General features: G+C 53.1%; 25 protein-coding genes and 1 pseudogene. 12 read left to right on the top strand and 14 right to left on the bottom strand.

The genetic code is table 11. The features are described 5' to 3' along the window. Positions 1–86 precede the first annotated feature (86 nt). The 5 genes from AC0L73_RS04655 (at position 87) to AC0L73_RS04635 (ending at position 3,636) form a co-directional block, all read left to right on the top strand. The gene (locus AC0L73_RS04655) at positions 87–968 is read left to right on the top strand and encodes a division plane positioning ATPase MipZ (protein WP_227949845.1); all 882 of its coding nucleotides are present in this window, start codon (positions 87–89) and stop codon (positions 966–968) included. 31 nt (positions 969–999) lie between these two features. Then, entirely contained in the window at positions 1,000–1,323 is a 324-nt protein-coding gene (locus tag AC0L73_RS04650) for an ArsR/SmtB family transcription factor (RefSeq protein WP_415776516.1), read from the top strand. Between the two features lie 105 nt (positions 1,324–1,428). After that, the gene (locus AC0L73_RS04645; RefSeq protein ID WP_473655000.1) at positions 1,429–2,481 is read left to right on the top strand and encodes a permease; all 1,053 of its coding nucleotides are present in this window, start codon (positions 1,429–1,431) and stop codon (positions 2,479–2,481) included. A gap of 215 nt (positions 2,482–2,696) precedes the next feature. Further along, complete coding sequence (locus AC0L73_RS04640; RefSeq protein WP_227949851.1) at positions 2,697–3,065, top strand: hypothetical protein; 369 nt, start codon at positions 2,697–2,699, stop codon at positions 3,063–3,065. Positions 3,066–3,252: 187 nt separating this feature from the next. After that, complete coding sequence (locus tag AC0L73_RS04635) at positions 3,253–3,636, top strand: VOC family protein (protein ID WP_227949854.1); 384 nt, start codon at positions 3,253–3,255, stop codon at positions 3,634–3,636. 3 nt (positions 3,637–3,639) lie between these two features. On the opposite strand, the gene pgmG is transcribed toward AC0L73_RS04635, so the two are convergent. The 5 genes from pgmG to AC0L73_RS04610 form a co-directional block, all read right to left on the bottom strand. Then, entirely contained in the window at positions 3,640–5,019 is a 1,380-nt protein-coding gene (gene pgmG / locus AC0L73_RS04630; RefSeq protein WP_227949856.1) for a phosphoglucomutase/phosphomannomutase PgmG, read from the bottom strand. Positions 5,020–5,047: 28 nt separating this feature from the next. Beyond that, positions 5,048–6,355 (bottom strand): UDP-glucose dehydrogenase family protein, encoded by a 1,308-nt coding sequence (locus AC0L73_RS04625; RefSeq protein ID WP_227949858.1) that lies wholly within the window; start codon positions 6,353–6,355, stop codon positions 5,048–5,050. Between the two features lie 37 nt (positions 6,356–6,392). Next, positions 6,393–7,274 carry a UTP--glucose-1-phosphate uridylyltransferase GalU gene (gene galU / locus AC0L73_RS04620; RefSeq protein ID WP_473654999.1) on the bottom strand — a complete coding sequence of 294 codons (882 nt, stop codon included), beginning with the start codon at positions 7,272–7,274 and terminating at the stop codon, positions 6,393–6,395. A 71-nt stretch (positions 7,275–7,345) separates the two neighbouring features. Beyond that, positions 7,346–8,047 (bottom strand): DnaJ domain-containing protein, encoded by a 702-nt coding sequence (locus AC0L73_RS04615; protein WP_473654998.1) that lies wholly within the window; start codon positions 8,045–8,047, stop codon positions 7,346–7,348. Positions 8,048–8,050: 3 nt separating this feature from the next. Next, complete coding sequence (locus AC0L73_RS04610; RefSeq protein ID WP_227949864.1) at positions 8,051–8,758, bottom strand: hypothetical protein; 708 nt, start codon at positions 8,756–8,758, stop codon at positions 8,051–8,053. Positions 8,759–8,901: 143 nt separating this feature from the next. Here AC0L73_RS04610 and AC0L73_RS04605 point away from each other — a divergent pair, with 143 nt between their 5' ends. Next, on the top strand, positions 8,902–10,173 hold the full coding sequence (locus AC0L73_RS04605) for an NAD(P)/FAD-dependent oxidoreductase (protein ID WP_473654997.1): 1,272 nt from the start codon (positions 8,902–8,904) through the stop codon (positions 10,171–10,173). Beyond that, on the top strand, positions 10,173–11,501 hold the full coding sequence (locus tag AC0L73_RS04600; RefSeq protein WP_473654996.1) for an MATE family efflux transporter: 1,329 nt from the start codon (positions 10,173–10,175) through the stop codon (positions 11,499–11,501). Before AC0L73_RS04605 ends, AC0L73_RS04600 begins: the two co-directional genes overlap by 1 nt. 6 nt (positions 11,502–11,507) lie before the next feature. Here AC0L73_RS04600 and AC0L73_RS04595 read toward each other — a convergent pair whose 3' ends face one another. The 7 genes from AC0L73_RS04595 to AC0L73_RS04565 all read right to left on the bottom strand — a co-directional run bounded on the left by AC0L73_RS04595 (position 11,508) and on the right by AC0L73_RS04565 (position 16,557). After that, positions 11,508–12,548 carry an AbrB family transcriptional regulator gene (locus tag AC0L73_RS04595; protein ID WP_473654995.1) on the bottom strand — a complete coding sequence of 347 codons (1,041 nt, stop codon included), beginning with the start codon at positions 12,546–12,548 and terminating at the stop codon, positions 11,508–11,510. A 1-nt stretch (position 12,549) separates the two neighbouring features. Then, positions 12,550–13,773 (bottom strand): threonine synthase, encoded by a 1,224-nt coding sequence (locus AC0L73_RS04590; RefSeq protein WP_473654994.1) that lies wholly within the window; start codon positions 13,771–13,773, stop codon positions 12,550–12,552. 4 nt (positions 13,774–13,777) lie between these two features. Next, the gene (locus AC0L73_RS04585; RefSeq protein WP_473654993.1) at positions 13,778–14,506 is read right to left on the bottom strand and encodes a hypothetical protein; all 729 of its coding nucleotides are present in this window, start codon (positions 14,504–14,506) and stop codon (positions 13,778–13,780) included. A gap of 9 nt (positions 14,507–14,515) precedes the next feature. Further along, a complete protein-coding gene (locus AC0L73_RS04580) occupies positions 14,516–15,283 on the bottom strand; it encodes an SDR family NAD(P)-dependent oxidoreductase (protein ID WP_473654992.1) in 768 nt (255 codons plus the stop codon). An 86-nt stretch (positions 15,284–15,369) separates the two neighbouring features. Then, the gene (locus tag AC0L73_RS04575; RefSeq protein ID WP_473654991.1) at positions 15,370–15,795 is read right to left on the bottom strand and encodes a DUF6691 family protein; all 426 of its coding nucleotides are present in this window, start codon (positions 15,793–15,795) and stop codon (positions 15,370–15,372) included. Between the two features lie 2 nt (positions 15,796–15,797). After that, on the bottom strand, positions 15,798–16,241 hold the full coding sequence (locus tag AC0L73_RS04570) for a YeeE/YedE family protein (protein ID WP_227949881.1): 444 nt from the start codon (positions 16,239–16,241) through the stop codon (positions 15,798–15,800). A 1-nt stretch (position 16,242) separates the two neighbouring features. Beyond that, positions 16,243–16,557, bottom strand: coding sequence for an ArsR/SmtB family transcription factor (locus tag AC0L73_RS04565; RefSeq protein ID WP_227949883.1), 315 nt, complete (start codon positions 16,555–16,557; stop codon positions 16,243–16,245). A 92-nt stretch (positions 16,558–16,649) separates the two neighbouring features. Between AC0L73_RS04565 and AC0L73_RS04560 the strand changes: the two genes are divergently transcribed. Then, a complete protein-coding gene (locus AC0L73_RS04560) occupies positions 16,650–17,510 on the top strand; it encodes an MBL fold metallo-hydrolase (RefSeq protein WP_415776517.1) in 861 nt (286 codons plus the stop codon). A gap of 4 nt (positions 17,511–17,514) precedes the next feature. Here AC0L73_RS04560 and AC0L73_RS04555 read toward each other — a convergent pair whose 3' ends face one another. Further along, complete coding sequence (locus tag AC0L73_RS04555) at positions 17,515–18,948, bottom strand: serine hydrolase (RefSeq protein ID WP_227949887.1); 1,434 nt, start codon at positions 18,946–18,948, stop codon at positions 17,515–17,517. Positions 18,949–19,158: 210 nt separating this feature from the next. On the opposite strand from AC0L73_RS04555, the gene AC0L73_RS04550 reads away from it, so the two are divergent. The 4 genes and pseudogenes from AC0L73_RS04550 to clpA all read left to right on the top strand — a co-directional run bounded on the left by AC0L73_RS04550 (position 19,159) and on the right by clpA (position 23,581). Beyond that, positions 19,159–19,848: a hypothetical protein gene (locus AC0L73_RS04550; protein ID WP_473654990.1), complete on the top strand. Its 690-nt coding sequence runs from the start codon at positions 19,159–19,161 to the stop codon at positions 19,846–19,848. A gap of 240 nt (positions 19,849–20,088) precedes the next feature. Beyond that, positions 20,089–20,649 (top strand): phasin family protein, encoded by a 561-nt coding sequence (locus tag AC0L73_RS04545; protein ID WP_227949891.1) that lies wholly within the window; start codon positions 20,089–20,091, stop codon positions 20,647–20,649. Between the two features lie 236 nt (positions 20,650–20,885). Further along, on the top strand, positions 20,886–21,218 hold the full coding sequence (gene clpS, locus AC0L73_RS04540) for an ATP-dependent Clp protease adapter ClpS (RefSeq protein WP_265334816.1): 333 nt from the start codon (positions 20,886–20,888) through the stop codon (positions 21,216–21,218). Further along, positions 21,218–23,581 (top strand): annotated as a pseudogene (gene clpA / locus AC0L73_RS04535) (ATP-dependent Clp protease ATP-binding subunit ClpA). The gene clpS and the pseudogene clpA overlap by 1 nt, the downstream one beginning before the upstream one ends. Positions 23,582–23,644: 63 nt before the next feature. Here clpA and AC0L73_RS04530 read toward each other — a convergent pair. Further along, a complete protein-coding gene (locus AC0L73_RS04530) occupies positions 23,645–24,748 on the bottom strand; it encodes a ferritin-like domain-containing protein (protein WP_227949895.1) in 1,104 nt (367 codons plus the stop codon). Positions 24,749–24,836: the final 88 nt, after the last annotated feature.

Genomic DNA, 24,836 nt, shown 5'->3' with positions numbered 1-24,836 from the left:
CGGTGGCTGGTTTACTAAATTACCGCATCATATCAGATGTTGGAAGCTAGTTGGCGGCGGTGAGAATTGCTGGGGGCGAATAAAACGTGTCAAACGTGACGGTGACTTTGGACGACTCAAATTCTGAAAAAGATCAGCAGCCCACTCGTGCGCATATAATTGTGGTGGGAAATGCAAAAGGCGGATCCGGGAAATCCACAACCGCCATGCATATCATCATTTCCTTGCTGACGATGGGCTTCAAGGTCGGGGCCATTGATCTTGACGGTAAGCAGAAAACCCTTGGGCGATATATCGAGAACCGGCAAAGCTTCATAACGAAGAAAAATCTTCAACTGCCGATGCCGTCGCTTAAGGTGATCGAGCCGAGCCCGAAGAAGAATATGGACGAGGCACAATCGGATGAGCGCGCAAGATTTGTCGGGGCTCTACAGGAACTCGTCTATGAAAATAACTTCGTTGTCGTCGATTGCCCGGGTGCTGACAGCTTCATTTCCAAACTGGGCCATTCCTTTGCAGATACCCTGCTGACACCGATGAACGACAGCTTTATCGACCTTGATTTGCTAGCGACGGTTAATGGGTCCAGCCTCGAGGTTGAAAAACCAAGCTGGTATAGCGAAATGGTCTGGGAACAGCGTAAACGTCGGGCATTGATCGATAATCACAAGATTGACTGGGTGGTGATGCGCAACCGGCTTTCTCATACGGATGCCCATAATAAGCGCCATATCGAGAAAATCCTGAAAAAACTGGCGGCGCGCATTTCCTTTCGCGCGGCCCCCGGTTTCGGTGAACGAGTGGTATTTCGCGAGCTTTTTCTCAAGGGCCTGACAATGCTCGATTTGAACAAGAAGGGCGTTGGCGTTAAGATGTCCATGAGCCATGTGGCGGCGCGCCATGAATTGCGCCATTTAATCAAGTCGCTGAATTTGCCGGGCGTTGAAGACAAAGTCGAAAAACTATAGCCACGGTCGAGCGTGAAAGAGATCCAAAATGATGGAGACTGAAGAAGCCGCAGTCGCGCTTGCGAAGCTTGGTCATCCTGTCCGGTTGAGGATTATGCAGTATCTGGTGCAGGCAGGGGAGGCCGGATTGGCCGTGGGTGAGATACAGGCACTTCTGGATATTCCCGCATCAACCTTGTCCCATCATATTTCCCATCTTGTCAGCGGCGGACTGATCCGGCAGGAGCGAGAAAGTCGCACCTTGCGCTGTTTCGTCAATTATAAAAAGGTGGAAGGGCTGGTTGAGCTTCTAACCGATAAATGCTGCATGGGCGTTGACCTCCCTAAGGCCGAGATTTTGGCCGAAGAAGGCTAATCAAGCCAAAATTCCTATATTTCGACAATTGTCGAAATAACTTCTTGCAAAGTTTCAGAGTCGGTGTTACCTGTTTATTAATTCGACTAATCTGGAAATATGAATATGTCTCTTAATGAAGCTTTACAAAATCTATCTCACGGTAAGTCCCGTTTATGGGCTCTGCTAAGTGACCGGGTTATTCTTGCGGCACTTTTTATAGTCCTTCTGGTGGCGGTTTTCGATCCTGCCAATCTCCCCGTCAGTCTGCTATTTTTATGGGACGCAGTTGTTGGTATGGCGCCTTTCTTTGCCCTTGCCATCGGCCTTGCGGCCTACTTTTCGGCAACCGGAGCCGATAATCTGATCGCGCGGGCTTTCTCCGGATCACCCATGACGGCGATCGCCGCCGCGTCGGTGGTTGGGGCGCTTTCTCCCTTTTGCTCCTGCGGGGTTATCCCGCTTGTCGCGTCTCTTTTGACCGCCGGTGTTCCGCTCGCGCCGGTGATGGCCTTCTGGATCGCGTCACCAATCATGGACCCGGAAATTTTTGTGCTGACCTCCGTCGGAATCGGCTTCGAGTTCGCGGTTGGTAAAGCTGTAATTGCCATTTTACTCGGCCTGTTTGCCGGGGCTTCTGTATATCTCCTGCAACGAAAGGGATGGGCACTTGATCCGTTGAAGGGGGAACTTTCTGGTTGCCGCAAGAAAATATCGCTCACCGGTCCGGTCGAGGTTGAGTGGAAGTTCTGGCAAAATTCAGATCGTACGCGGCAGTTCGCCAGTGCGGCAGCGTCCAACGGTTGGCTGATCGGTCGCTGGTTGATCCTTGCCTTCCTCATCGAGAGTCTGATGGTGACCTATATCCCCACCAGCTTTATCGAGGCGTTTGTCGGGCAGGATAATCTCTTCGCCATTCCTCTGGCTGTTTTGGTAGGTATCCCAAGCTATCTGAACGGATATGCCGCCATTCCGCTGGTCAGTGGTCTTATCGATCTGGGTATGTCTCAGGGTGCAGCGATGGCCTTTATGACGGCTGGAGCAGTTTCTTCTATTCCGGCGGCAATCGCGGTTTTCGGCCTGGTTAAGAAGCCTGTGTTCGGTCTGTATCTCTTCCTCGGTATTTCAGGGTCGGTCGTGACCGGTATCGCTTGGCAGTTGTTGAGTAAAGCCCTCTAAAAGGGGTATTCAATGCTCCGGAGATAGCGTGCTGAAAGGCAAAGGCCCTACCTCGTATCCGTCAGAGAACCTCAACAATATGATAGCCGGCCCTTTTAATGGGGCCGGCTAATTTATTATTAACCTTTAATCTATACGCTTTTCACCATAGCGATAGGTCTCCTTGTTTTCCGTGGGGTTAATGACGAGACAAATTCGCGGAAAAGGAGGAGCGTATGTTAAGCTTTATTAACCATACCAGACATTTTCTCATTCGTAATGTCGGCATGCGCTCTGTCATTTCTTTTGGACTTGCAGTGCTCTTTATCGCAGCCACGTTGGTTTCATTCCAAGTGACAGACGCAACAGCCCAGAATGTGTGCTTTGAGCGAACCGCACTAATGAAGCATTTGGGCGGCAAATTTGAAGAGGCACCGGTTGCGGCGGGCCTTGCTGCGAATGGAAGCGTGCTTGAACTGTTTTCGAGCCCCGATGGGGTTACCTGGACAATTGTTTTGACGCAACCGAATGGCGCAACCTGTGTGATGGCGTCGGGTGAATCTTGGGTCGGCATGAAAAAGCCCAAGAAGGGCAAGGTTAGCTAGTCGCATATACATGCGTATTTAAAAGCGCGTAGCGTCATGTATGGCTTTGTGATGTATATGGATGGGAAAGGGCTGGATCGTTTGATCCGGCCCTTTTTCGTTCAATAATAGGGGGCTATACAGATTTTCAAAATCCGCGTAGCTTGCGTCTGTAATTTTCGGGACATCAGATAAAAAGGAAAAATAGATGATCGGTTACATAACCCTGGGAACGAATGACATTGATAAAGCCGCGGAGTTTTATGAAGCACTGCTCGGTGAAATCGGGGCGAAGCGCGTCGTCAATGAAGATCACCTGAAAATGTGGAGTGTGGCGCGAGGCCAGCCCATGCTTGGCGTTATCAAGCCGCATGACGGGAAGCCAGCAACATTTGGCAATGGGACAATGTCGGCGCTGTTGCTGGATAGCCCTGAAACGGTGTCAAAGATGCACGCCAAAGCGCTTGAGCTTGGTGCGACGGACGAAGGTGCGCCGGGACCGCGCGGCGCTGGTCAACTATTCTTCGGGTACTTCCGCGATCAGGAAGGGCACAAGCTTGCCTTTTACGCACCAAATAAAGCGAAGGATTGACGCCTAGAAAGTGGGCGCATCCACCTCCGCGTTTAATAGTGCTTGTTGAAGCTGGGATTTGAGGCGGGACAACCCTTCATCATTCTTGGCTTCACAGCGCGCGACCAGAACGGCCTGCGTATTTGACGCACGCAGCAACCACCAGCCATCCTCCGTACTAACCCGAACGCCATCAATATCGGAATAATTGGCACCAGCCGCCGCAAGGGCATCCTGAATGCGGGTGACGGCGCCGAATTTTTCTTCATCCGGACAGGCAAAGCGCAGTTCCGGCGTATTGATCATTTCCGGGAGCTCATCACGCATCTCATCCAGGGACTGAGCGCTCGCTCCGACAATATTGAGCAGACGGAGCGCGACATAGAGCGCATCGTCATAGCCATAGTAGCGGTCATTGTAAAAGATATGACCGCTCATCTCCCCGGCGAGAGGGGCGTTCACTTCCTGCATTTTGGATTTGATCAGTGAATGGCCGGTCCGCCACATGATCGGCTCTCCGCCGAGATCGCGTATGGTATCAAATAGGATCTGGCTCGCCTTCACATCGGCAATAATCGGAGCGCCAGGACTGTTGGCGAGAATTTCCTTTGAAAGGACGGCGAGCAACTGATCGCCCCAGAGAATACGTCCCTGTCCATCGACAACACCGATGCGGTCACCGTCGCCGTCAAAGGCGATTCCCAGATCGGCGTTCACTCCCTTTACAGTGTTGATCAGGTCTTCGAGGTTTTCAGCGACCGTTGGGTCGGGGTGATGATTTGGGAAGCTGCCGTCGATTTCATCAAAAAGCAGCATATGGCTACCGGGAAGCTTGGCGACCAGCTTGCGTAATCCCTCGCCGGTGACACCATTGCCGCAATCCCAGACGACATTCAGGTCGCGACCGCCGACGAAATCCTGCAACAGTCGGGCGAGATACTCTTCCATAATGGGGTGGTCAATAACGCGTCCCGAACCTTCTTCAAATGGGCCAGAGACGCTTAATTTTCCAAGTTCCTGTATCTGTTCGCCATAGAAAGATTTGCCGCCCAGCATCATCTTGAAGCCGTTATGGCTTGGTGGGTTGTGGGAGCCGGTGATCATGATCCCGCCGCCAGATTTCAGGGCATAAGTGGCGTAATAGAGCATCGGGGTCGGACCCATACCGATATCGAAAACATCAATTCCTGTTGAGGTCAAACCCTTGATCAGGGCTGTCTTCAGCTTCGGGGATGTTTTGCGCCCGTCATAGCCAATGGCGACATTCTCATATCCCCCTTGGTTGAGAAGGGTTCCAAAGCTGCGGCCGATGGCTTCGGCGTCCTCATCAAATAGGGTTTCATCGATGATCCCCCGGATATCATATTCGCGCAAAATGGTTGGGTTGAACTCATGCTTGGTCATTTAATGTTACTTCCCGGATTTCCTGAACTTACGTCGGGCGCCCAATGCTGCGATAGGTAAACCCTTTGATAGCCATATCATGAGGATCATAAATATTCCGTAAATCTACCATGACAGGCGTCTTCATCATGGATTTGACCCGCTTGAGGTCCAATGCCCGAAATTCATTCCATTCGGTGATGATGACAAGGGCATCCGCCCCCTCAATTGTGGCGTACGAGCTGTCGCAGAATTCCACGTCGTCGAGGAGCTTGCGCGCTTCTTCCATGCCCTCGGGATCATAGGCCCGGACGACGGCTCCGGCCTTGACCAATGCCGGAATGATATCAAGGCTCGGGCTCTCGCGCATATCGTCGGTGTTGGGCTTGAAAGTGAGGCCGAGGACGGCAATTTTTCTGCTTGATACGGATCCTCCGCAGGCGTCGACTATTCGTGCGGCCATGTCCATTTTGCGTTTTTCATTGATATCGATGACGGTATCGACAATGCGCATTGGGGCCTCTGCCTCGACCGAGGTCTGGTAAAGCGCGCGGGTATCTTTGGGAAAGCAGGAGCCGCCAAAACCGGGGCCGGGGTGGAGGAATTTCGCGCCAATTCGCCCGTCCAGTCCAATGCCGCGCGCGACATCATGGACATTCGCGCCAACTTTCTCGCAAAGGTCCGCAATTTCATTGATGAAAGTGATTTTGGTCGCAAGGAAGGCATTACCCGCATATTTCGTAAGCTCGGAGCTTTCTAGACTGGTAAAGACAAGAGGTGTCTGGAATAGAGAAAGCGGTCGGTAAATCGCCGACATCACCTCCTGCGCACGGGGCTCCGTCGTGCCGACGATCACGCGGTCGGGTCTCATGAAATCCTCGATCGCGGCGCCTTCACGCAAGAATTCGGGATTGGAAACTACATCAAAGTCCGCGTCCGGATTGGTCTCATGCAGAATGCGTTCTACCTCCCTGCCGGTCCCGACGGGAACCGTGGACTTGGTAACAACCACCGTGTAGCCGGAGAGGGCGGCGGCAATTTCTTTCGCCGCAGCATAGACATAGGTGAGATCAGCCTGCCCGTCGCCGCGGCGGCTTGGCGTGCCGACGGCAATAAAGACGGCATCCGCGCCGGCCACAGCGCTTTTCAGGTCCGTCCCGAATTTGAGATAGCCCGAGCGGGTGTTCTTCTCGATCATCGCCTGCAGGCCGGGCTCGAATATTGGCACCTCACCAGCATTAAGGCTGTCAATTTTCCCTGCATCCGTATCGATACAGATCACATCATGCCCGAATTCCGAAAAGCAGGTACCAGAGACCAGCCCGACATAGCCTGTCCCAATCACAGCGATATGCATCGCAAAATCTCCGTACTATTAGTCGTGAGATGATATACTACAGTTTATTGGCGATTTTTTTGACAATGTTCATTAAATCGACCTTCATGTCTTCGCGATGGAGCGCGAAGGCGATATTTGCCTCTAAAAATCCAATTTTATCGCCGCAGTCATATCGGGTGCCGTCAAATTTCATGCCGAAGAACGGATCGCCGCCGAGCATGGTGGAGAGCGCATCAGTGAGTTGGATTTCATTGCCGGCACCGCGGGCCTGGTTTTCAAGGAGGTCAAATATATTTGGCTCCAGAATATAGCGCCCAATGACCGCAAGATTGGAAGGAGCGTCCGCCGGGGCGGGTTTTTCCACGAGGCTCTTAATCTCGATCAGGTTTCCATTTTCCGCGCCCGGACCCAAAATACCGTAGCGGGAGGTATGTTCTTCAGGGACTTCCATTACCGCCAGCATATTGCCGCCGCCAATCTTTTCGCGCGCCTCAGTCATCTGGGCAAGGCAGGGGGTGTCAGCCAATATCAGGTCGTCGGCGAGAATAACGGCGAACGGTTCATCCCCCACCAGGCGTTTCGCGCACCAGACCGCATGGCCGAGACCAAGCGGTTCCTGCTGGCGGATATAGGCGATGGAGCCCGCTTTCGGCACGCCTTCCTGTATTTCTCGGAGAACATCATCTTTATGTCGCTCGTTCAGGACGCTTTCCAATTCATAGGACCGGTCGAAATGGTCCTCGATGATGGTCTTGCCGCGTCCAGTGACAAAAATGAACTCCTCGATGCCTGCATCCCGCGCTTCTTCAACGGCATATTGGATAAGCGGCTTATCGACGACAGGGAGCATTTCCTTCGGCATGGCCTTCGTTGCCGGAAGAAATCTTGTTCCAAGTCCCCCGACAGGGAACACGGCTTTGCGAACTTTTTTTGGCATGCTGATCTGACCCGATGATTGTACTATAAAATTTATGGCATTTCGCCTGCCGCTAAGGCAACCCCTGATTTTCAGGTTTTGAGCAGAACATCCTTTGCTTCATTGAGTTTAGCGGCCATGTAATCGGATCCATTATGATCAGGGTGAAATTTCTTCATCAACCTGCGGTGGGCTGCCTTGATGTCCGAAATTGAGGCGTCACTGCCAAGTTCAAGAATTTCAAATGCCTCCTGCCGGGTCATTGGTCCGTCGCTACTTGTCGCCCGGGTGCGTTCTTCCTTTGACTGGCTTTTACCGCCTTCTGCCTCGAAATCTTCATCAAAATTACGGGCGATGAAACTTTCCAGAATCGCTATGGTTTGCTCGTCATCGGCGCATTCGTGATGAAACTCACCAAGCTCCGCACGGCTAAGGGAGGAGAGTTGCCGCCCTTCGAATTGTCCGCGCAAGATCATGGCATCCATCTCGCCGGTGTCGTGGTTAAGGGAGGCCTGCAGCCAATCTGTCTCTACATCTGATTGTTGCCCGGTAGAGGGACGGCGGGAACTGAATAGAGGCTTGCTTCTTAGGAAGAAAAGCGCCGCAGCAACAAATGGGCCCGCATAGGCAAAGCGCCCTGTCAACGCGAAGAACCCTGCAAGGACCGAACAGATAATGACGGCGGAAATTCTGAGTGCCTTGACAAGTTTTTTAGGATCGGCCGTTGCAATAGCCTGACTGCCGATCATCACAGCCAGAAGGAGCGAAACACCGATGATGAAATAGGCCAGCATGGCTTACTTTATCTGCTGTAGGAGGAGCTTTGCCTCGCCGCCAGATTTCTTGCTGAAATCGCTGAGGGCCTTGCGCCCTCCGGCGGCATAGGCAGCAACAGCCCGAAGCAAGTTGCGGAGTGTAGCTGCGCTGGCACTGTCAAAACGACAATAGGCCCCGCCCGAAAGCCGTGCCATCTGGCGGAAGCAATTTTCCGCGATCGTGTCATGTCCTTCCTGAAACAGGAATATCGGAACCTTCAACATCCCGAGCTGCCCGGCGAGATGGCAGAGCTGGTCCGCATCTTCCTCCATGCAGTCACCTATATAGACAAGGGCATTGACGCGGTCCTTTTTCGTCTGGCGGAGGGTATGTTTCAGCACTTTCTCGATCTGTGTATGGCCGCCAAGGCAGAACACGCGAGACATCGGACGGATTAGGGCCTGACTGTCGGTCGTCCATTTGGTTGCCTTGAATTCGCCAAAGCCCCGAAAAAAGGCGATCTGAAGTTCCAGCCCGCCGATTGAGCCGGCCTCTTCGAACATTTCATGTTGTAGATGCGATGCTCTGTCCCAGGTTGGTTGGCGGCTTGCCGTGGCGTCGATCGAGAATATCAGCCGTCCGTTCTTGCCTGTCGGTGCCCGCACCGGGGCGGCCGCGACTTTCTTCAAAAACTCGGTGACGTCATCCTTGCCGGACTTTTTATCAGATTTCTCTATATTTTTGGCCAAGCCGAGCTTTCCCCATTTGCCGATCATTACCCCTTAGATAGGTGTTTTTGAAGAAAAATTCAATTCAAAGGCAATTAGGCTTGCTCTTCGGCGGACCGCGGGACAAGAATGATTAAAAAAGTGAGTTGATACGGAGACAGCCAATGAAAACCGACCCTTTCTGGTGGGATGCCGCAAGGCCGGAACCCACCGGCACAGTGTTGCCGGACGGCGTCAGTGATGTGCTGATCATCGGCGGCGGCTATACGGGGCTGTCGGCGGCGCTCACTCTTGCCAAAAATGGACAGAAGGTCACGGTTCTTGATGCGGAAATGCCGGGATATGGTGCCAGCGGACGCAATGGCGGCATGATCGGCAATTTACTCAAACCTGGGCTTTCCGGCCTGATCAACAGCTATGGCGCGGAAAAAGGCTGTGCCATTTATAAGGAAGCGTTGGCTTCCGTTGATTTTATTGCAGAGCGCATTGAGGAAGAAGGGATCGACTGCGATCTAGCACTGACCGGCCGCTTTTACCCCGCCGTGCTTGAGAAACATTATCGCCGCATGAGCCACGATTTTGAGGTTCGGCAAAAATATCTCGATATTCCCGAAGAGATGGTCGGGGCGAATGATTATGGAGAGGATGTTGATAGTGCCGGATATAAGGGCGGGCTTAGGCAGCATCATACGGGCGGGTTACATCCGGCGAAATATGTGACGGGCCTGACGAATGCCGCAATGCGGGCCGGGGCGCAGATCATTGCGCCGCTCCGGGCGGAAGAAGTTACAAAAAAACCAACAGGCTTTGCGGTCCGCACCGCGCGAGGTGAACTGGCGGCGCGGGCGTTGCTGATCGCTACCAATGGCTATGGCGGCGGGCTCCTTCCCTATATACAGAAACGTGTTTTCCCGGTCGGGAGCACCATGATCGCGACCGAGGAACTTTCCGAGAATCTGGTCGCTAGCCTGTTTCCGACAAAACGGATGATTACGGATACGCGCAAGATGCTGAGCTACTACCGTCCCTCACCAGATGGACGCAGGGTGCTGCTTGGTGCGCGTCCGACCATCTTTCCCGCCACTCCGGAGGTGCAGGCCCGCTCCCTCAAAAAGACGCTGGATCAGATATTTCCGGCGCTCCGGTCGACGGCGGTCAGCCATGTCTGGTCCGGTAATGTCGCCTATGACTTTGCCGCCATGCCGACGATCGGGGAGCATGAAGGTATTTTCTACGCCATGGGTTATTGCGGCTCGGGCGTGGCGATGTCGGGTTATTTCGGACATAAGGCTGCGCTTAAAATTCTCGGTGATCCGGACGGGGAGACAGCCTTTGACGGCTTGCCGCTGGAGGATCGTTTCTATTATAACGGCAGGCCCTGGTTCCTGCCTGTCGCCATGATGGGCTACCGCGTCCGCGATTATTTTGGTTTCTGATGACAGTATCCGCTTTTTTCTCCCTGCCGAGCCACCGCGAGACATGGCGTCTGGTCTGGCCGATTATCCTGTCCAATTCCTCCGTTCCGCTGTTGGGGGCCGTGGATACCGCCGTTGTCGGCCATCTGCCCGAGGCCCATTATATTGGATCGGTCGCCATAGGCGCGCTTATTTTCAGCTTCCTCTATTGGGGGTTCGGGTTTCTCCGCATGGGGACGACGGGATTTATCGCCCAGGCCTCCGGTGAGGGGGATGCGACGGAAATCCGCTCGGTACTCGCGCGGGCGATCATCCTTTCTACGATCATCGCCGTCGTTGTCCTGCTTATACAGGGATTGGTCCTGTGGCTGTCGCTTTTGATGATCGAAGGTTCGCCCCTCGTTGAGGGCGGGGCGGCGGATTATTTCTATGTCCGAATCTGGGGTGCGCCGGCGGTTCTTGCCAATTATGCGTTGATGGGGTTCTTTATCGGCATCCGCAATACGAAAGCGGCGCTCACCGTTCAGATATTCATGAACGGCCTGAATATCATTCTCGACCTGATCTTTGTTATCGGTTTTAGCTGGAATGTCATCGGTGTCGCGGCAGCGACGGCGATTTCAGAATCCCTGGCGCTTCTGCTGGGGCTCTATATCGTCCGGCGGGAACTTGCGCAGATTGGTGGTGTATGGAAACGCTCAGCGATCCTGTCCCTTGCCAAGATGGGACGGCTTCTGGCTGTCAATCTTGATATTTTCATCCGCACCATTCTGTTGATCTTCGCCTTCGCCTATTTCACCGCCCAAGCCGCGAAAGAGGGGGATGTCACGCTGGCGGCCGTCGCGGTGCTGATGAATTTCATCCATTTCATGGCCTTCGGTCTGGACGGCTTCGCTTTCGCGGCGGAGGGGATGATCGGTACGGCCATCGGGGCGAAGCGGCCTGACAAGCTGCGGGAGATTGTCTATGTCACCGGATTTTGGGCGCTGATCGTTGCCTGCCTTTATGCGCTGGTTTATCTGGTGTTTGGTTCCGCGATTATCGATTTACTTACTGGCATTGATGATGTGCGCGCGCGCGCGAATGAGTTTCTTCCTTGGCTCATTTTCATGCCGCTGGTTGCTATCTGGTCCTATCAGATCGACGGTATTTTCATCGGCGCGGTGCAGTCGAAGGAGATGCGCAATGGCATGATCATTTCCTTCATTGCCTATATGGCGGCGATGCATGTTTTTGGCGAGCAGTGGGGGACGCAGGGGCTCTGGGGGGCGCTGGTCGTGTTCTTCGTTGTTCGGGCCGTGACGCTGGCCGTCGTCTATCCGCGCGTGGAACGGCGGGCGAGGGCCTGAGCGCTATTACTTTGCCTGACCGGTCAGACGCCGCTCGATTGCGGAGAATGCCATAGGCACCAGCGCGATGATCAGGCTGATCCGGATAACATGCATGGTGGAGACGAAGGCAACGTCAATCCCAAGGGCGAGGGCGACCAGTGACATCTCCGCAAGGCCACCGGGGCTGAGGGCGAGAATTATTCCAGGAATACTAACGCCGATGGTCTCGGCAAAGAAATAGGCGAAGATGGCGGCAATCAGAACCATCAAGGTGGTTGAGGCGAAGCTGAGCCCGATGACATGCCGGATGTCGCGAAAACGGGTGCCAAGAAAACGCGCGCCAATCGCTGTTCCAATCACCAATTGCGACGCATAGACAAGTATCATCGGGGGCGAAACGTCCGTTATCCCGGCCATTTGAAAGGCTGCCGTCGCCAACAGAGGTCCCATCAGGTGATAGGCAGGCAGGCGGCATAGATAGCCGCCACCATAGCCGATCAGCGTCGCAACGAGCAGCCAGCCGTCCCCTGCAATATCCTGAATTGAGCCGAACAGTGACACGGTCTGGGCCGTCCCTTCCAATGTGACCCCATAGCGGAAGATCATCGGAACAGTCATCACCAGGATCAGGATGCGTGATGCATGAATCAGCGCGATTGTCGGGCCATGGCCGCCCTTCGCCTCACCAACTTCATACATGACGTTTAGACCGCCGGGAGCCGCGGAGAAGTAGGCAGTGGTGGGATCAAATTTACCCACACGGCGATAGAAGATATAGACCAGCGCCATCGATATCACGACGCTCACTACAAGGAGGAGGAGCCCGCCGCTCCACCGGCCCATGGCGGTAAATGTCTCTGTTGTAAAGCCACTGCCAAGCATGACGCCGAGGATTGCGGTCATTATTTTACGTAAGGTTCCATTTACCGCGAGATTGAAACCGCGCAGCGCCGCGATAGTGGAGAACACCATCGAGCCCAGCATCCAGGCGAGCGGGAGATCGGCAATAAAAAAGAGGGCCCCGCCAATCCCGCCGATGAGGAGTGCAGTAGCAGTACGTTTCACGTCAGTTCTGCCCCATCGCGCTGTAATCGATTGCTTTGTTCCGGTCGAGCGATGTTCCGGCTTTCGGCATCGGATATTTCAATCCCGTTGCACAATTAAACAGGACGGTCTTGTCGGTATCCGAAACAAGGCCTCTGGTCCGCGCAAACTGATAGGCGGCATAGGTTGCAGCTCCTTCCGGACAGAGAAGAAGGCCGTCTCGCCCGGCAACGGTGGCGCGTGCATCTTCGATTGCGGCATCGGACACGGCAATCGCGGCGCCGCCACTTGCCCGGACGGCGCGCAGTATCAGGAAGTCGCCGATGGCCGCCGGAACCCGTATACCCGCGGCCACGGTATGCGCATCCTGCCACAGTTCGGCATGTTCCTTGCCCTCTTCATAGGCTCGCACGATCGGCGCGCAGCCTTCTGCCTGAACAGCGAACATCTTGGGTCTTTTTGAGCCGATCCAGCCGATTGCCTCCAACTCGTCAAAGGCTTTCCACATACCGATCAATCCCGTGCCGCCTCCGGTGGGGTAGAAAATGGCATCCGGCAATTCCCAATTAAACTGTTCTGCAAGTTCCAGCCCCATGGTTTTCTTGCCTTCAATGCGGTATGGCTCCTTAAGGGTGGAGACATCAAACCACCCCGTTGCAGCCTTTCCCTCCCCAACAATCTTTCCGCAGTCGTTGATCAACCCGTTGACGCGAAACAGGTTTGCTCCTTGAAGGCCTGTTTCCGACATATTGATTTCCGGTGTGTCGGACGGACAGAAAATATAGCTTTCCATCCCTGCGCGTGCGGCATATGCGCTTAGGGCAGCGCCGGCATTTCCATTCGTCGGCATGGCCGTTTTGCGGACGCCGAGTTCCTTGGCCATACTGACCGCCATAACAAGGCCGCGGGCCTTGAAGGAACCCGTCGGCAGGCGGCTTTCATCTTTGACATAGAGGGGCGCGTCGCCGGAAAGGGATATCAGCGGTGTGGTAATCTCTCCCAAAGAGACAATATTTTCTGTCCGCCGAACGGGAAGAAATTCACGGTATCTCCAAATATCCTGTGGGCGGGTTGCGAGGGTTTCCTTGGTGAGTGCTTCCTTCAGCTTTGCAAGGTCATATCGCACAAGAAGTGGCCAGCCATCGTCTGACAGGTTATGGAGCGTGTCAGCGGGGTAGATCTTCCCGGTCATGCTGCATTCAAGATGAGAAACAAAGGTTGGGCGGTCTGCAGTCAGATTGTTCATTATGTTACACCTGTTCAAGGAGTGTTGTCATGCCGGGATGGTCAAATACTTGGGCGTGCTGGGCAAGGAGGGAGGTTCTCTTCGCCCTGATGTTTGCATCCGTTATATTTTGCCGGATAAAATCATGAAGGTCCATTCCGGGCGCGAGGGAATCGCGAAGACGGGACTGAAGGGCCTGTTGATCCAGAATCGGGAAGGGTGCACCCTCACAATCAATGCCGCCGAGTGTGACTGGCGACCCGTCCAGAAGCAGGCTTCCGTGGAGGCTGATATAAGCGTGGACGGTGTCGATGGTTCCATGCTGCGTACAAGATATATCGATCCCATCCATCCTGACGAAGCGGTAGTTCTGCCCAATGGCTTCGGTTTCATGCATACGGGTGAGTTCTTGCTCGTTCAGCCAGGTGATATGGGCATTTGTGATAGCACCCGGAGCGGCGTGCAGGGCCGCGGCGACCGATCCGTAGCCGGAAAAATGCGCCGAATAGCTGCAGCAGATGTCATGGAGTTTCGCCGCCGTCACCGGAATATGAAGATCTGGCGACGTGCCGTATTTACGGAGCAGCTGTACCGGCGATCCGTTGGAGCCGCAAGCAAGCACCGGTATTCTTCCGCTAAAATCTTTCTCCGGCGGTAGGCCTTGTGCTGCGCCGCCGGAAAAGAGGAAGGAACCCGCGGGCCTCGGATAGGGATAGCCGAGGGCGCGGGCGATATCGTCGGGAAGAGGGGGCACCAGCGCGGATTAGGCGCCCAGATGCATGCCGCCGTCGACGATGACAATTTCGCCGGTGATCATGTGGCCACCTTCGGTAAAGCAAAGAACAGCGTCGGCAATATCCTCCGGCTGGCAGACGGCTTTCAGCGGTACATCGCGGACCAGCTTCTTTTTGTAGGCGTCATATTTATCCTCGCCATAACCCTGCAAGAGCCAGCGGGTTTCGATAAAGCCGGGGCAGATCGAATTGACCCGAATTTCCGGGCCCATCGTCCGGGCGAGGGCCTTGGTCATCGAGTTAAGCGCCCCCTTAGAGGCGACATAGGCAATACTGGAGCCGATACCGTTCGTTCCCGCGACGGAGGAAATCATAACGATGGAGCCCTTGCCGGTTTTCTTCATATAGGGAGCGACGGCGCGGGACATCTGGAACGGTCCGATGGTGTTGACGCTGTAGATATCATGAAAATCATCGGCGCTCAGCCCGTCGAGATCGCTATGGGCGACGAATTTCGTCTTACCCGCATTGTTGACCAGCACGTCGAGCCGACCCCATTTGTCTGCCGCGGCCTTGGCCATGGCACGGCAGTCGTCGTCCTTGGAAACGTCGCCCTGGAACAAAAGCGTCTCGACGCCCTTAGCGGCGCAAGCTGCTTCAGTTTCTTCGGCTTCCTTCAGGCTTTTTGTATAGTTGATCACAACATTATAGCCCTTGTCCGCGAGCGCGAGGGCGATCGCGGCTCCTGCGCCTGTGGCAGATCCGGTAACAATGGCAACTTTATTGGATGATGACATGATATTTCCCGTTGTTTTTATTTATATCCGGCCGACAGATTACCCAAGTTTGGCCGTGACATAAACGAGAAAATACCAGCCCGCCCTTATGATGTCTTTTTAAAGGCCCCTGTCAGGACTTTGGCGACAACAATGCCCGCGATCATCGCCCCGACAAAGACAAAAATCTTTGGGTTGCCATAGGCGAGAGAACTGAGCGCCGGACCGGGACACAGACCGCCGAGACCCCAGCCAAGACCGAAAAGAACGGCGCCAGAGATGAGATATTTATCCAGATCCGTCTTAGTGGGCAGCTTGAATTCCTTGCCAAAGAAAGGGGAGGGCTGCTTCAGGATGAAACGGAAAGTGATGACGGTGACAAGAACGCCGCCGCCCATTACAAAGGCAAGACTCGGGTCCCAGTTACCTGTCAGATCGAGAAAGCCAATGACCTTGCCGGGGCTGACCATGCCGGAGAGAGCGAGGCCAAACCCGAATAGAAGGCCGGATATCAGACTGATGATATTGAACATGGTTAGCCTCCCACTACGGTGCGCATGATGAAAACAGTAACAACCGCGACAGCCATGAAAATCATGACAGCGGTCAGGGATCGCAGCGAAAGACGGCCGAGACCGCAGATGCCATGCCCGCTGGTGCAGCCCGCACCGACATAGGTACCAGCTCCGACCAGAAGCCCTGCAACGACAAGAAGGGCATAATGAGCATTGTCAGAAAGTTGATAGGGATTGATGTTCAGAAATGACATATCACCACCGAAGAGAGGATAAGCGGCGGCTCCGACGATGAGCCCGGCAATAAACAGGATCCGCCAGAGAGCGTCATTTGATTGAGGAGGAATTAGGTTAGATAGAATTCCGCTGATTCCGGCAATCCGGCCCGCCATAAGCAGTAACGTCGCGGCAATCCCGAGGATAATGCCTCCGATCAGTGAACTATAGGGCGTAAAGTTTTCCATTTCAGAATTGTCCTTGTCTGTCTGTCTTACAATATAGCGCGTACAGAACGGAAATGACCTGTCTGGCCTCGTCTCCGTCGAGAGAGTAAAAAATTGTTTGACCCTCACGTCGGGTCTGTACAAACCCATCCTTTCGGAGCAGGGCAAGTTGTTGTGATACAGAAGAGGAGCGCATATCCAGTGCCTCCGCCAATTCATTGACTGAGATCTCTCCCTCACTCATCCGGCAGAGCAGCAATAGCCGGGTTTCACTCGACAAGGCCTTCATCAGGTTGCTGGCACGGGAGGCGGAATGTTTCATATCTTTAATCTTCATGCTTGTATATCTACGTATATATGAATATATTGTCAAGCATGATGAAAAATTACAAAGTAACTTCCTGCGACTTACCCGGAGAGGAGCGAATGATGAATCCAGATGTAAAGGCATTCTTTCACAAGCCAACGTTTACTGTCAGCTATGTTGTGTCAGATCCGGACAGCCGGAAGGCTATTATTATCGATAGTGCACTGGATTACGATAACGCATCCGGGCGGACGGCGACGACAGCGGCCGATGAGGTCATCGATTTTGTAAAGGCGCAGGAACTGGATGTTGAATGGATACTGGAAACCCATGTCCATGCAGACCATCTGACCGCTGCACCTTATTTACAGGAAAAGCTGGGGGGCATCATCGGAATCGGCGGTGTCGTAAAGGAAGTCCAGTCGACCTTTAAAAAGGTCTTCAATTGCGGCGACGAAGTTGCGGACGATGGATCACAGTTTCAGCATTTGTTCCAGGATGGTGAGACCGTTGAGGTTGGCGGTATGACCATCGAAGTGATGGCGACGCCGGGCCACACACCAGCCTGTATCATTTATAAAATCGGCGATGCCGTGTTCGTTGGGGATACATTGTTTATGCCTGACTTTGGTACGGCTCGGTGTGATTTTCCGGGAGGAGATGCACGGACATTATATCGCTCTATCCAGAAGATTTTTTCCTATCCCCCGGAAACGCGGCTCTTTATGTGCCATGATTATGGGCCAAATGGTCGGGATTACGCGTGGGAGACATCGGTTGCCGAGCAGCGCGCGAACAATATCCACATCCATGACGGAATATCAGAAGAAGAGTTCGTGAAAATGCGAACAGAGCGCGATGCGACTCTTTCTATGCCGGTGCTGATCTTGCCGTCTATCCAAGTCAATATGCGTGCCGGGCATTTCCCCGAAGCCGAGGAAAACGGCGTTTCCTATCTGAAGGTCCCGTTAAATGCCCTTTAGCGGGTTAGGAGTTACTGTTCTGTGCGATATAGTTTGGAAGCCGTAAATCCGGTGCGACGACGAAACAGGAGAAGCGTCGCTCTGCCAGGTTGCTGCAGGCTTTGCGAGCCTCCGCCTCTTCAAAGCCGATAAGTTGCGCTCGGTAGAAAGGCTTGCCGTCAGAAATAGCTTTCTCAATATTAACGCGCCTTCCTTCCAGAATGCCGCCAGCCTGAGCGGCGGCCTTATAGACTTGATCGCGGGCGGTGGTCATCAGGCTGTATGCGCCAATCTGGATGGCCCAGTTAGTATTCTCTAATGGCCGTGGCTGGAAGGCGGAAGGCTGTGCGCGGGTGCTCTTCACTGCGTCAACATTGCGAACATGTGAATAACTCGTGGAAGCTTTGTTCACGACGGGCAGGGGAGTGGCTGCGGTGCTGGCAACCTTGATTTCTGCGGTTCCGCTATGAGGCGTGCCAAGCGCAATTTGTAATGGCTTGTCAATCGGCAGCGGGACGACGGTCGGGTGCAATTGTTCAATCTGGCCGAACCCTTTATCGAGGAGGGCGGCCATATGGATATCGCGGCTTTTCGCGCTGCGTCCGCCAAAGACGACGCCGACCAGCCGGTTGGAGCCACGTTTGGCGGAGGCAACCAGATTAAAGCCGGACGCGCGAATATAGCCGGTTTTGATACCGTCCGCACCCTTGTACTTCTTCAGGAGGTTGTTGTGATTTTTAAAGGCCTTGCCCTTGTAGTCAAATTTCTCCAGAGACATGAAATGATAATACTGCGGAAAATCATGAATCAGGGCAGCGCCCAAAATGGCCATGTCGCGGGCTGTGCTCTTTTGTCGCCGGTTGGGAAGGCCACTGGCGTTGCGAAAGCTCGTCCGTCTCATGCCGAGTGTTTTGGCTTTCGCCGTCATGTCACGGGCAAAGGCGGCTTCCGTCTTGGCCATGCTTTCGGCGAGAACTGTCGCGGCGTCGTTCGCAGATTTAGTAATCAGGCCGAACATTGCGTCGCGCACAGTGATCTGCTGACCCTTTTTCAGTCCCAGCTTCGTCGGCGCCTGACCGGCCGCACGGGCAGAGACAGGCAGTTTCTGATCCAGCCGGAGTTTGCCACGCTGAAGCGCATCGAAAGTCATGTAAAGGGTCATGATTTTGGTAAGGGATGCAGGGTATAGCCGATCATCGGCATTGCGTGAATAAAGCACCTCGCCTGTACGGCTGTCCATGACAACGGCGGCGTAGCGGGCCTCTGCGGCAGTCGGTATAGTCATCATCACGGTCAGGAGAAGCAAGATGCCACCAACCAGCTGAGACAATACTCGTCCCTTTGCCATGGCAAGCAATTTTATCCGGAGATTTTCCTGTCCGGCACTGAACGTCGCTGTTGTTGAAACCTTTACCAACGGCTTACCTATAATACTATGAATACGAATACGATTACGCACGGAATTTCCCGTTCCTGAGGGAGTGTAAAAAATTCGGCGAATCATGTCCATCAAAATCCCGATAAATTTTTTATCTCTGTATCTCAACAAAATAACTTATCCTCTTGATGTGTGTGTATTATCGCATTTTCGTGATTTATCCTTTTTATCTTACAGGCGGATGGTTAATATCTGGTAAGCATTATTAATTTAATTGACTGGAGAGGGCCGATGAACGTCGTATCTACAAGTCTGCGGGTTCTGTGCCTGTCCATTTTGCTCGCTTCCTGTACTTCGGACGGGGGAACGAACAACCCGATCTTCCGGCCTTTCCAATGGTTTTCCTATGCCAATGGGGATGATATCCGCGCCAACTGCGAACCTGGGCGCAATGCCCGCTATCGGATGATCTACAACGCAATATATGATGAGCAGGTGCGAACCTATGATATCCTCCAAATTACGACATCTGAATCCGCGATACAGACCACACGCGCATTCCGTGGCGGTATCAATGTGGATTGGCTGCTCGCGGCCGGAGGCACCAGTGGGCCGCAGGCGACCCATGAAAGCAAGGAGGTGATCAGCCTTAAGGATCTGATTGCTATTGAGCAGGCACTGATCAAATCCGGATTTGAGCAACCCGCCATCAAGGGGCAGATCCTCTATTCCGATGAGTTCTACTGGATTGCTATGGTTTGCCGGGATGGCAACTTTAAATATTATGCCTGGACAGATGACAATGCGGACATAGCCAAGCTACCTTTCCGCGAGGTTCTGTCGAAAGGGGATAAAACCGGCGTGCCATTTCAGGAACCCTATGTGCCTGTGGTTTTCGGTCGGTCATCGCGATACTACAATGGCGGGCGGGACAGCACATATTTCACGTTACAGGTTGGCGATAATGGTTTGGATCTTTGAAGAGGCTGACTTTTTCAAGATTTTGGTGTGAAATTTTTGTTGCATTTGCGGGTTTTTCAAAAAAATCAGGCGTTATTTTTTAAAATATTATAATTAAATCAATAGATTATTATATTTTCTATTCTTTGTTGCACTGCACAAAAAAATCATTGACATTTATCAGCACCCTATTATATACAGGTGACATTGTTGCAGTGCAGCAAAAGAAATTTTGAGACGCTAATCAGAAAGGTTAAGTCAATGACAAAGAAAGCCACTACAAACGCAACCGTTGACCCGGCTGTCGTTACTAAGGAAATTGAAGAAATGGTCGCAACCGGCCGCAAGTCGCTTCAGGAAGCCTTTATTAATGGAACTGAAGCTGCTGAAAAAGCATTCAAGTCCAACACCGAAACATTCAAGACCAATTACGAAAAGGCAATTGCCGAAGGTAAGACCGGTTTTGAAAAAGCTATCAAGTCTCTTGAAGGTTCGCAGTTCTATGACAAGAACAGCTCAGAGGCTTTCGTAAAGGCAAGCAACGCAGCCGTCGAGAAAAGCGAAAAAATCGGCGCGGAAATGATCGACTTCGGTACAGGTCAGCTGCAGGAAGTTTTCAACGTCACGAAAACAATTGCTGAAACAGAAGATGTTGCCAAGGCTGTCGAAATTCAGACTGAATTCGCTCGCACATCCATGCAGAGCTACATGTCTGAAGTAGGCAAGCTGAACTCTCTCATTGCGGAAGCTGCGAAATCAGTTGTTGAGCCATTTGGCGCACAGTATGCAGCCAGCCTTGATATGTTTTCGAAGCCGGCTTAACGCCAGCTGACATTTCAAGCGTCTTGAAAAGGCCCGGATTCTTCCGGGCCTTTTTTCGTGCCCAAACGAAAGTTGGTCACTTTTTTATAAAATTTTGCCTTCGGTAATAATATTTTTTGAATTTCCTGATAAGATATATACTTAAATAAGTGGGCGTAGGGTTATAGTTAAAGCCAGACTGGCGTAGCAAGATGGAGCGAAAGAATATTATCATATCTGGTTGGATAAAAATGAAGATGAGCGGCAACGATAAAAAAGACGAAGACGACCGGGGTACGGGAACAGGCCTAGTCACCAAGACAAAGCCTAAAACCAAAAAACCGTCTCTTTGGCGTGTGTTGTTGTTGAATGATGATTACACACCGATGGAGTTCGTTGTCTTTGTGCTCCAGAAGTTCTTCAATATGGATGAGCAAACCGCTGTTCAGGTGATGCTACATGTTCATCAGAAGGGCGTCGGTAATTGCGGGGTGTTCCCGTATGAAATTGCCGAGACCAAAGTTGCCCAGGTCATTGATTATGCACGCGAAAATCAACACCCCTTACAATGTACGATGGAGAAAGAATAGTGCCCGGATTTTCCAACTCACTTGAAGAAACTCTACATCGTGCAATGGCATTGGCGACATCTCGCCGACATGAATTCGCGATGCTGGAGCATTTACTTTTTCCCTGACCGAGGACCAGGACGCCGCCGCCGTGATGCGTGCGTGCAATGTGGATGTTGATCTGCTGCGTCGGGACCTTGAGACATTTATCACCGACGAACTGGATGATTTGGTCATGGACGGCTTTGTCGAGGCGCGCCCAACGCTGAGTTTCCAGCGGGTGGTTCAGCGCGCGTTGATCAATGTGGAAAGCTCTGGCCGGGAAGAGGTGACAGGCGCCAACGTTCTGGTCGCGATCTTCTCTGAACGGGAGAGTCATGCGGCCTACTTCCTGCAGAAGCAGGAGATGACCCGCCTCGACGCGATCAGCTACATTAGCCATGGCGTTGCCAAGGCACCAGAGCAAGGAATCGGCCCGTGCTATTCGAGGAGTAGAGGGAGATTATAAGGCCGAAAAGGAAGAAACTCCACCGCAAGAGGAAAAAGCTGAAAACCTCGAAGCGCTGGACGCTTACTGCGTTAATCTGAATGAGAAGGCGGCTGCGGGCAAGATTGACCCGCTGATTGGTCGCGCCGATGAGGTGGAGCGGACGATCCAGGTTCTCTGCCGCCGGTCCAAGAACAACCCGCTTTATGTGGGTGATCCCGGTGTTGGCAAGACGGCCATTGCCGAAGGCCTTGCTCGTCGGATTGTTCATGGGGATGTGCCAAGCGTACTGTTGCCTGCCGTCATCTATTCCCTCGATATGGGATCGCTGCTGGCGGGTACCCGTTATCGCGGTGATTTTGAGGAACGGCTGAAGGCAGTCATCTCTGAGCTTCAGGGGCTGGACGATGCCATCCTCTTTATCGATGAAATCCACACTATTGTTGGCGCAGGTGCGACAAGTGGTGGGGCGATGGATGCCTCCAACCTTCTCAAGCCGGCACTCGCCAGCGGGGAAATCCGCTGCATCGGGTCGACGACTTATAAGGAATTCCGCAGTCATTTCGAAAAAGACCGGGCACTGTTGCGGCGGTTCCAGAAGATTGATGTTCGCGAACCGACGGTCGAGGATAGCATCAAGATCCTGAAGGGACTGAAACCCTATTTCGAGGAGTATCACAAGATCCGCTACACGGCGGAGGCCATTCGCACGGCCGTGGAACTCTCCGCGCGCTATATCAATGACCGCAAGTTACCGGACAAGGCGATCGATGTGATCGACGAGGTGGGTGCGGCGCAGATGTTGAAAGCAGAAAGCAAGCGCAAGAAAACCATCGGTGTGAAAGATGTCGAGGCTGTGGTCGCCAAAATCGCACGGATACCGCCGAAATCGGTCTCCAAGGAAGACACAGTCAACCTGCGCAAGCTCGATGTTGACTTACAACGCGTTGTCTTCGGTCAGGATGCAGCGATTGATGCGCTGGCAAGTTCCATCAAACTGGCGCGCGCGGGTTTGCGCGAACCTGAAAAGCCTATCGGTTCTTATCTCTTCTCCGGTCCGACCGGTGTTGGTAAGACTGAAGTTGCACGGCAGCTAGCCTCTATCATGGGACTCAACCTGATCCGCTTCGATATGTCTGAGTATATGGAGCGGCATACGGTCAGCCGCCTGATTGGCGCACCCCCGGGCTATGTCGGGTTTGATCAGGGTGGTCTCTTGACCGACGCCATTGATCAGCAACCGCATTCGGTCCTTCTGTTGGATGAGATCGAGAAGGCGCATCCGGATCTGTTTAATATTCTTCTGCAGGTCATGGATCATGGCAAGCTGACGGATAACAACGGCAAACAGGTGGATTTCCGAAATGTGGTTCTGATCATGACGACCAATGCGGGCGCTCATGAAATGACCAAGCAGGCCATTGGTTTTGGCAATGATGTGCGCGAGGGCGAGGATGAGGAAGCGATTAAACGTCTCTTCACCCCGGAATTCCGCAACCGTCTCGATGCGACCATTCCTTTTGCACCGCTGCCGCCGGAAGTTGTCTCCCGTGTTGTCGAAAAGTTCGTTCTGCAGCTTGAAACACAGTTACAGGATCGGAATGTCACGATTTCGCTGTCTGACACCGCCGCGACATGGCTCGCCAAGAAGGGTTATGACGTCAATTATGGCGCCCGGCCACTTGCCCGGGTTATTCAGGAGAGTATCAAGAAGCCGCTGTCCGAAGAACTGCTCTTTGGCAAGCTGGCGAAAGGTGGACATGTCTCTGTTGGTGTGAAGGCAGGGGAGCTTACTTTTAGGGTCGAAAGCGCCGCCGAGTTGAGCCGCAAGGAGGAAGCGGACAAGAAGGTGGCGAAGAAGGGACCCAAAAAAGATAAGGAACTGGCTGAAAAGTAATCTGCCGTTCCAGAACGCAATAAAGGCGGGAAAATTTCCCGCCTTTATTAATGCAGTCTTTGGTTATTTCTGGCCGATGACCCTACGGCCCTGATTGAGGCCCTTGAGAAGTTCAATCCCTTCATCGGCGATAGCATAGCCAACCATATCCTCGTTCTCGCCGGCCATTTCCTCCATATCCACCCAATGGGAGTAGATCGGACGGGTCCGCTCAGTGATGATCCCTGATTTCAGCAGGGTCTTGACCAGAACGCGGAAGATGTTTGTGGATTCTTTTAGCGTGTCACGGCGATCTTCATCCGTGAATACTTCGCGGCAGGCGTCGCGCACCCATTCCCAGTCCAGCCCAAATTGATCATAAATGACCCGTTTTTGGCGGATATTGATCAGATTGAAGAGAACGGTCTCGAAACATTGGGCAGCCCAATCTTCAACCCGGTCTTGCTCTTCTTTTGACAATTTTGGGATGGTTCTATCGGCCCAGATCTTGCCGAATTTATGGTGGAAGGCCTCGTCGGTCATCACCAGCTGGGTCAGCCGTTTCAGAAGTGGGTCGTTCGTCTTCGCATGGATATTCGCAAACGCGCCCATGGCCAAGCCTTCGACCAGCATTTGCATGCCGACCAGCTTTTTGTAAACTTCTTCGGCGCCGACAAGTTCATTCAGAAGGACGCCGAAAGCTTCGCCGATCTGATAGGGGCGACCCCAGCGGGTGCTGATATAGCGGCTGAACGCAGTGACGTGGCGGGCCTCTTCACGGGTCTGGTTAGAGGCATATTCCTGTGCTCCCGGATCGACCATGATATGGCAAAGGCTGGCGCTTAAGGAAAGCGCACCCTGTTCACCATGCAGGATAGTAGAGAGGCTCCAACGGGTACTTTCATTGGCGAGCTTGATTTTTTGACCTTCATCCAGCTTATCGGCCACGGCGCTTTGCAGTTCCGGGATAGTTTCGGGCGGCATGATATATTCGGCGTTGATGTCAAAGGGGCTCGAAAAATCGAGATAGGTGGAATCCATGGGATCCCAGAAATGATCATGGGTTGCTGAAATAATGCCATCGAAAGCATCTGTACGCGTCCCATAACGGTCCACTTCCAGCATTGCCGGAAAGTCGTCGCGGTTCACGGTATCGTAAATCGGATCGTGCGTAATATGGTCGGTCATGTTGGCTCCCTTGCACCTGTTTTCGCCGGCAGCGTCTTTCGCGGCTGCTCTTTACGTTTACGTAAACGTCAATATGACATACATCAAA

Source organism: Sneathiella sp. D3-11 (assembly GCF_055809395.1).
Note: the sequence above shows the minus strand (reverse complement) of the source record. Positions and strands in the feature narration are given on the sequence as shown.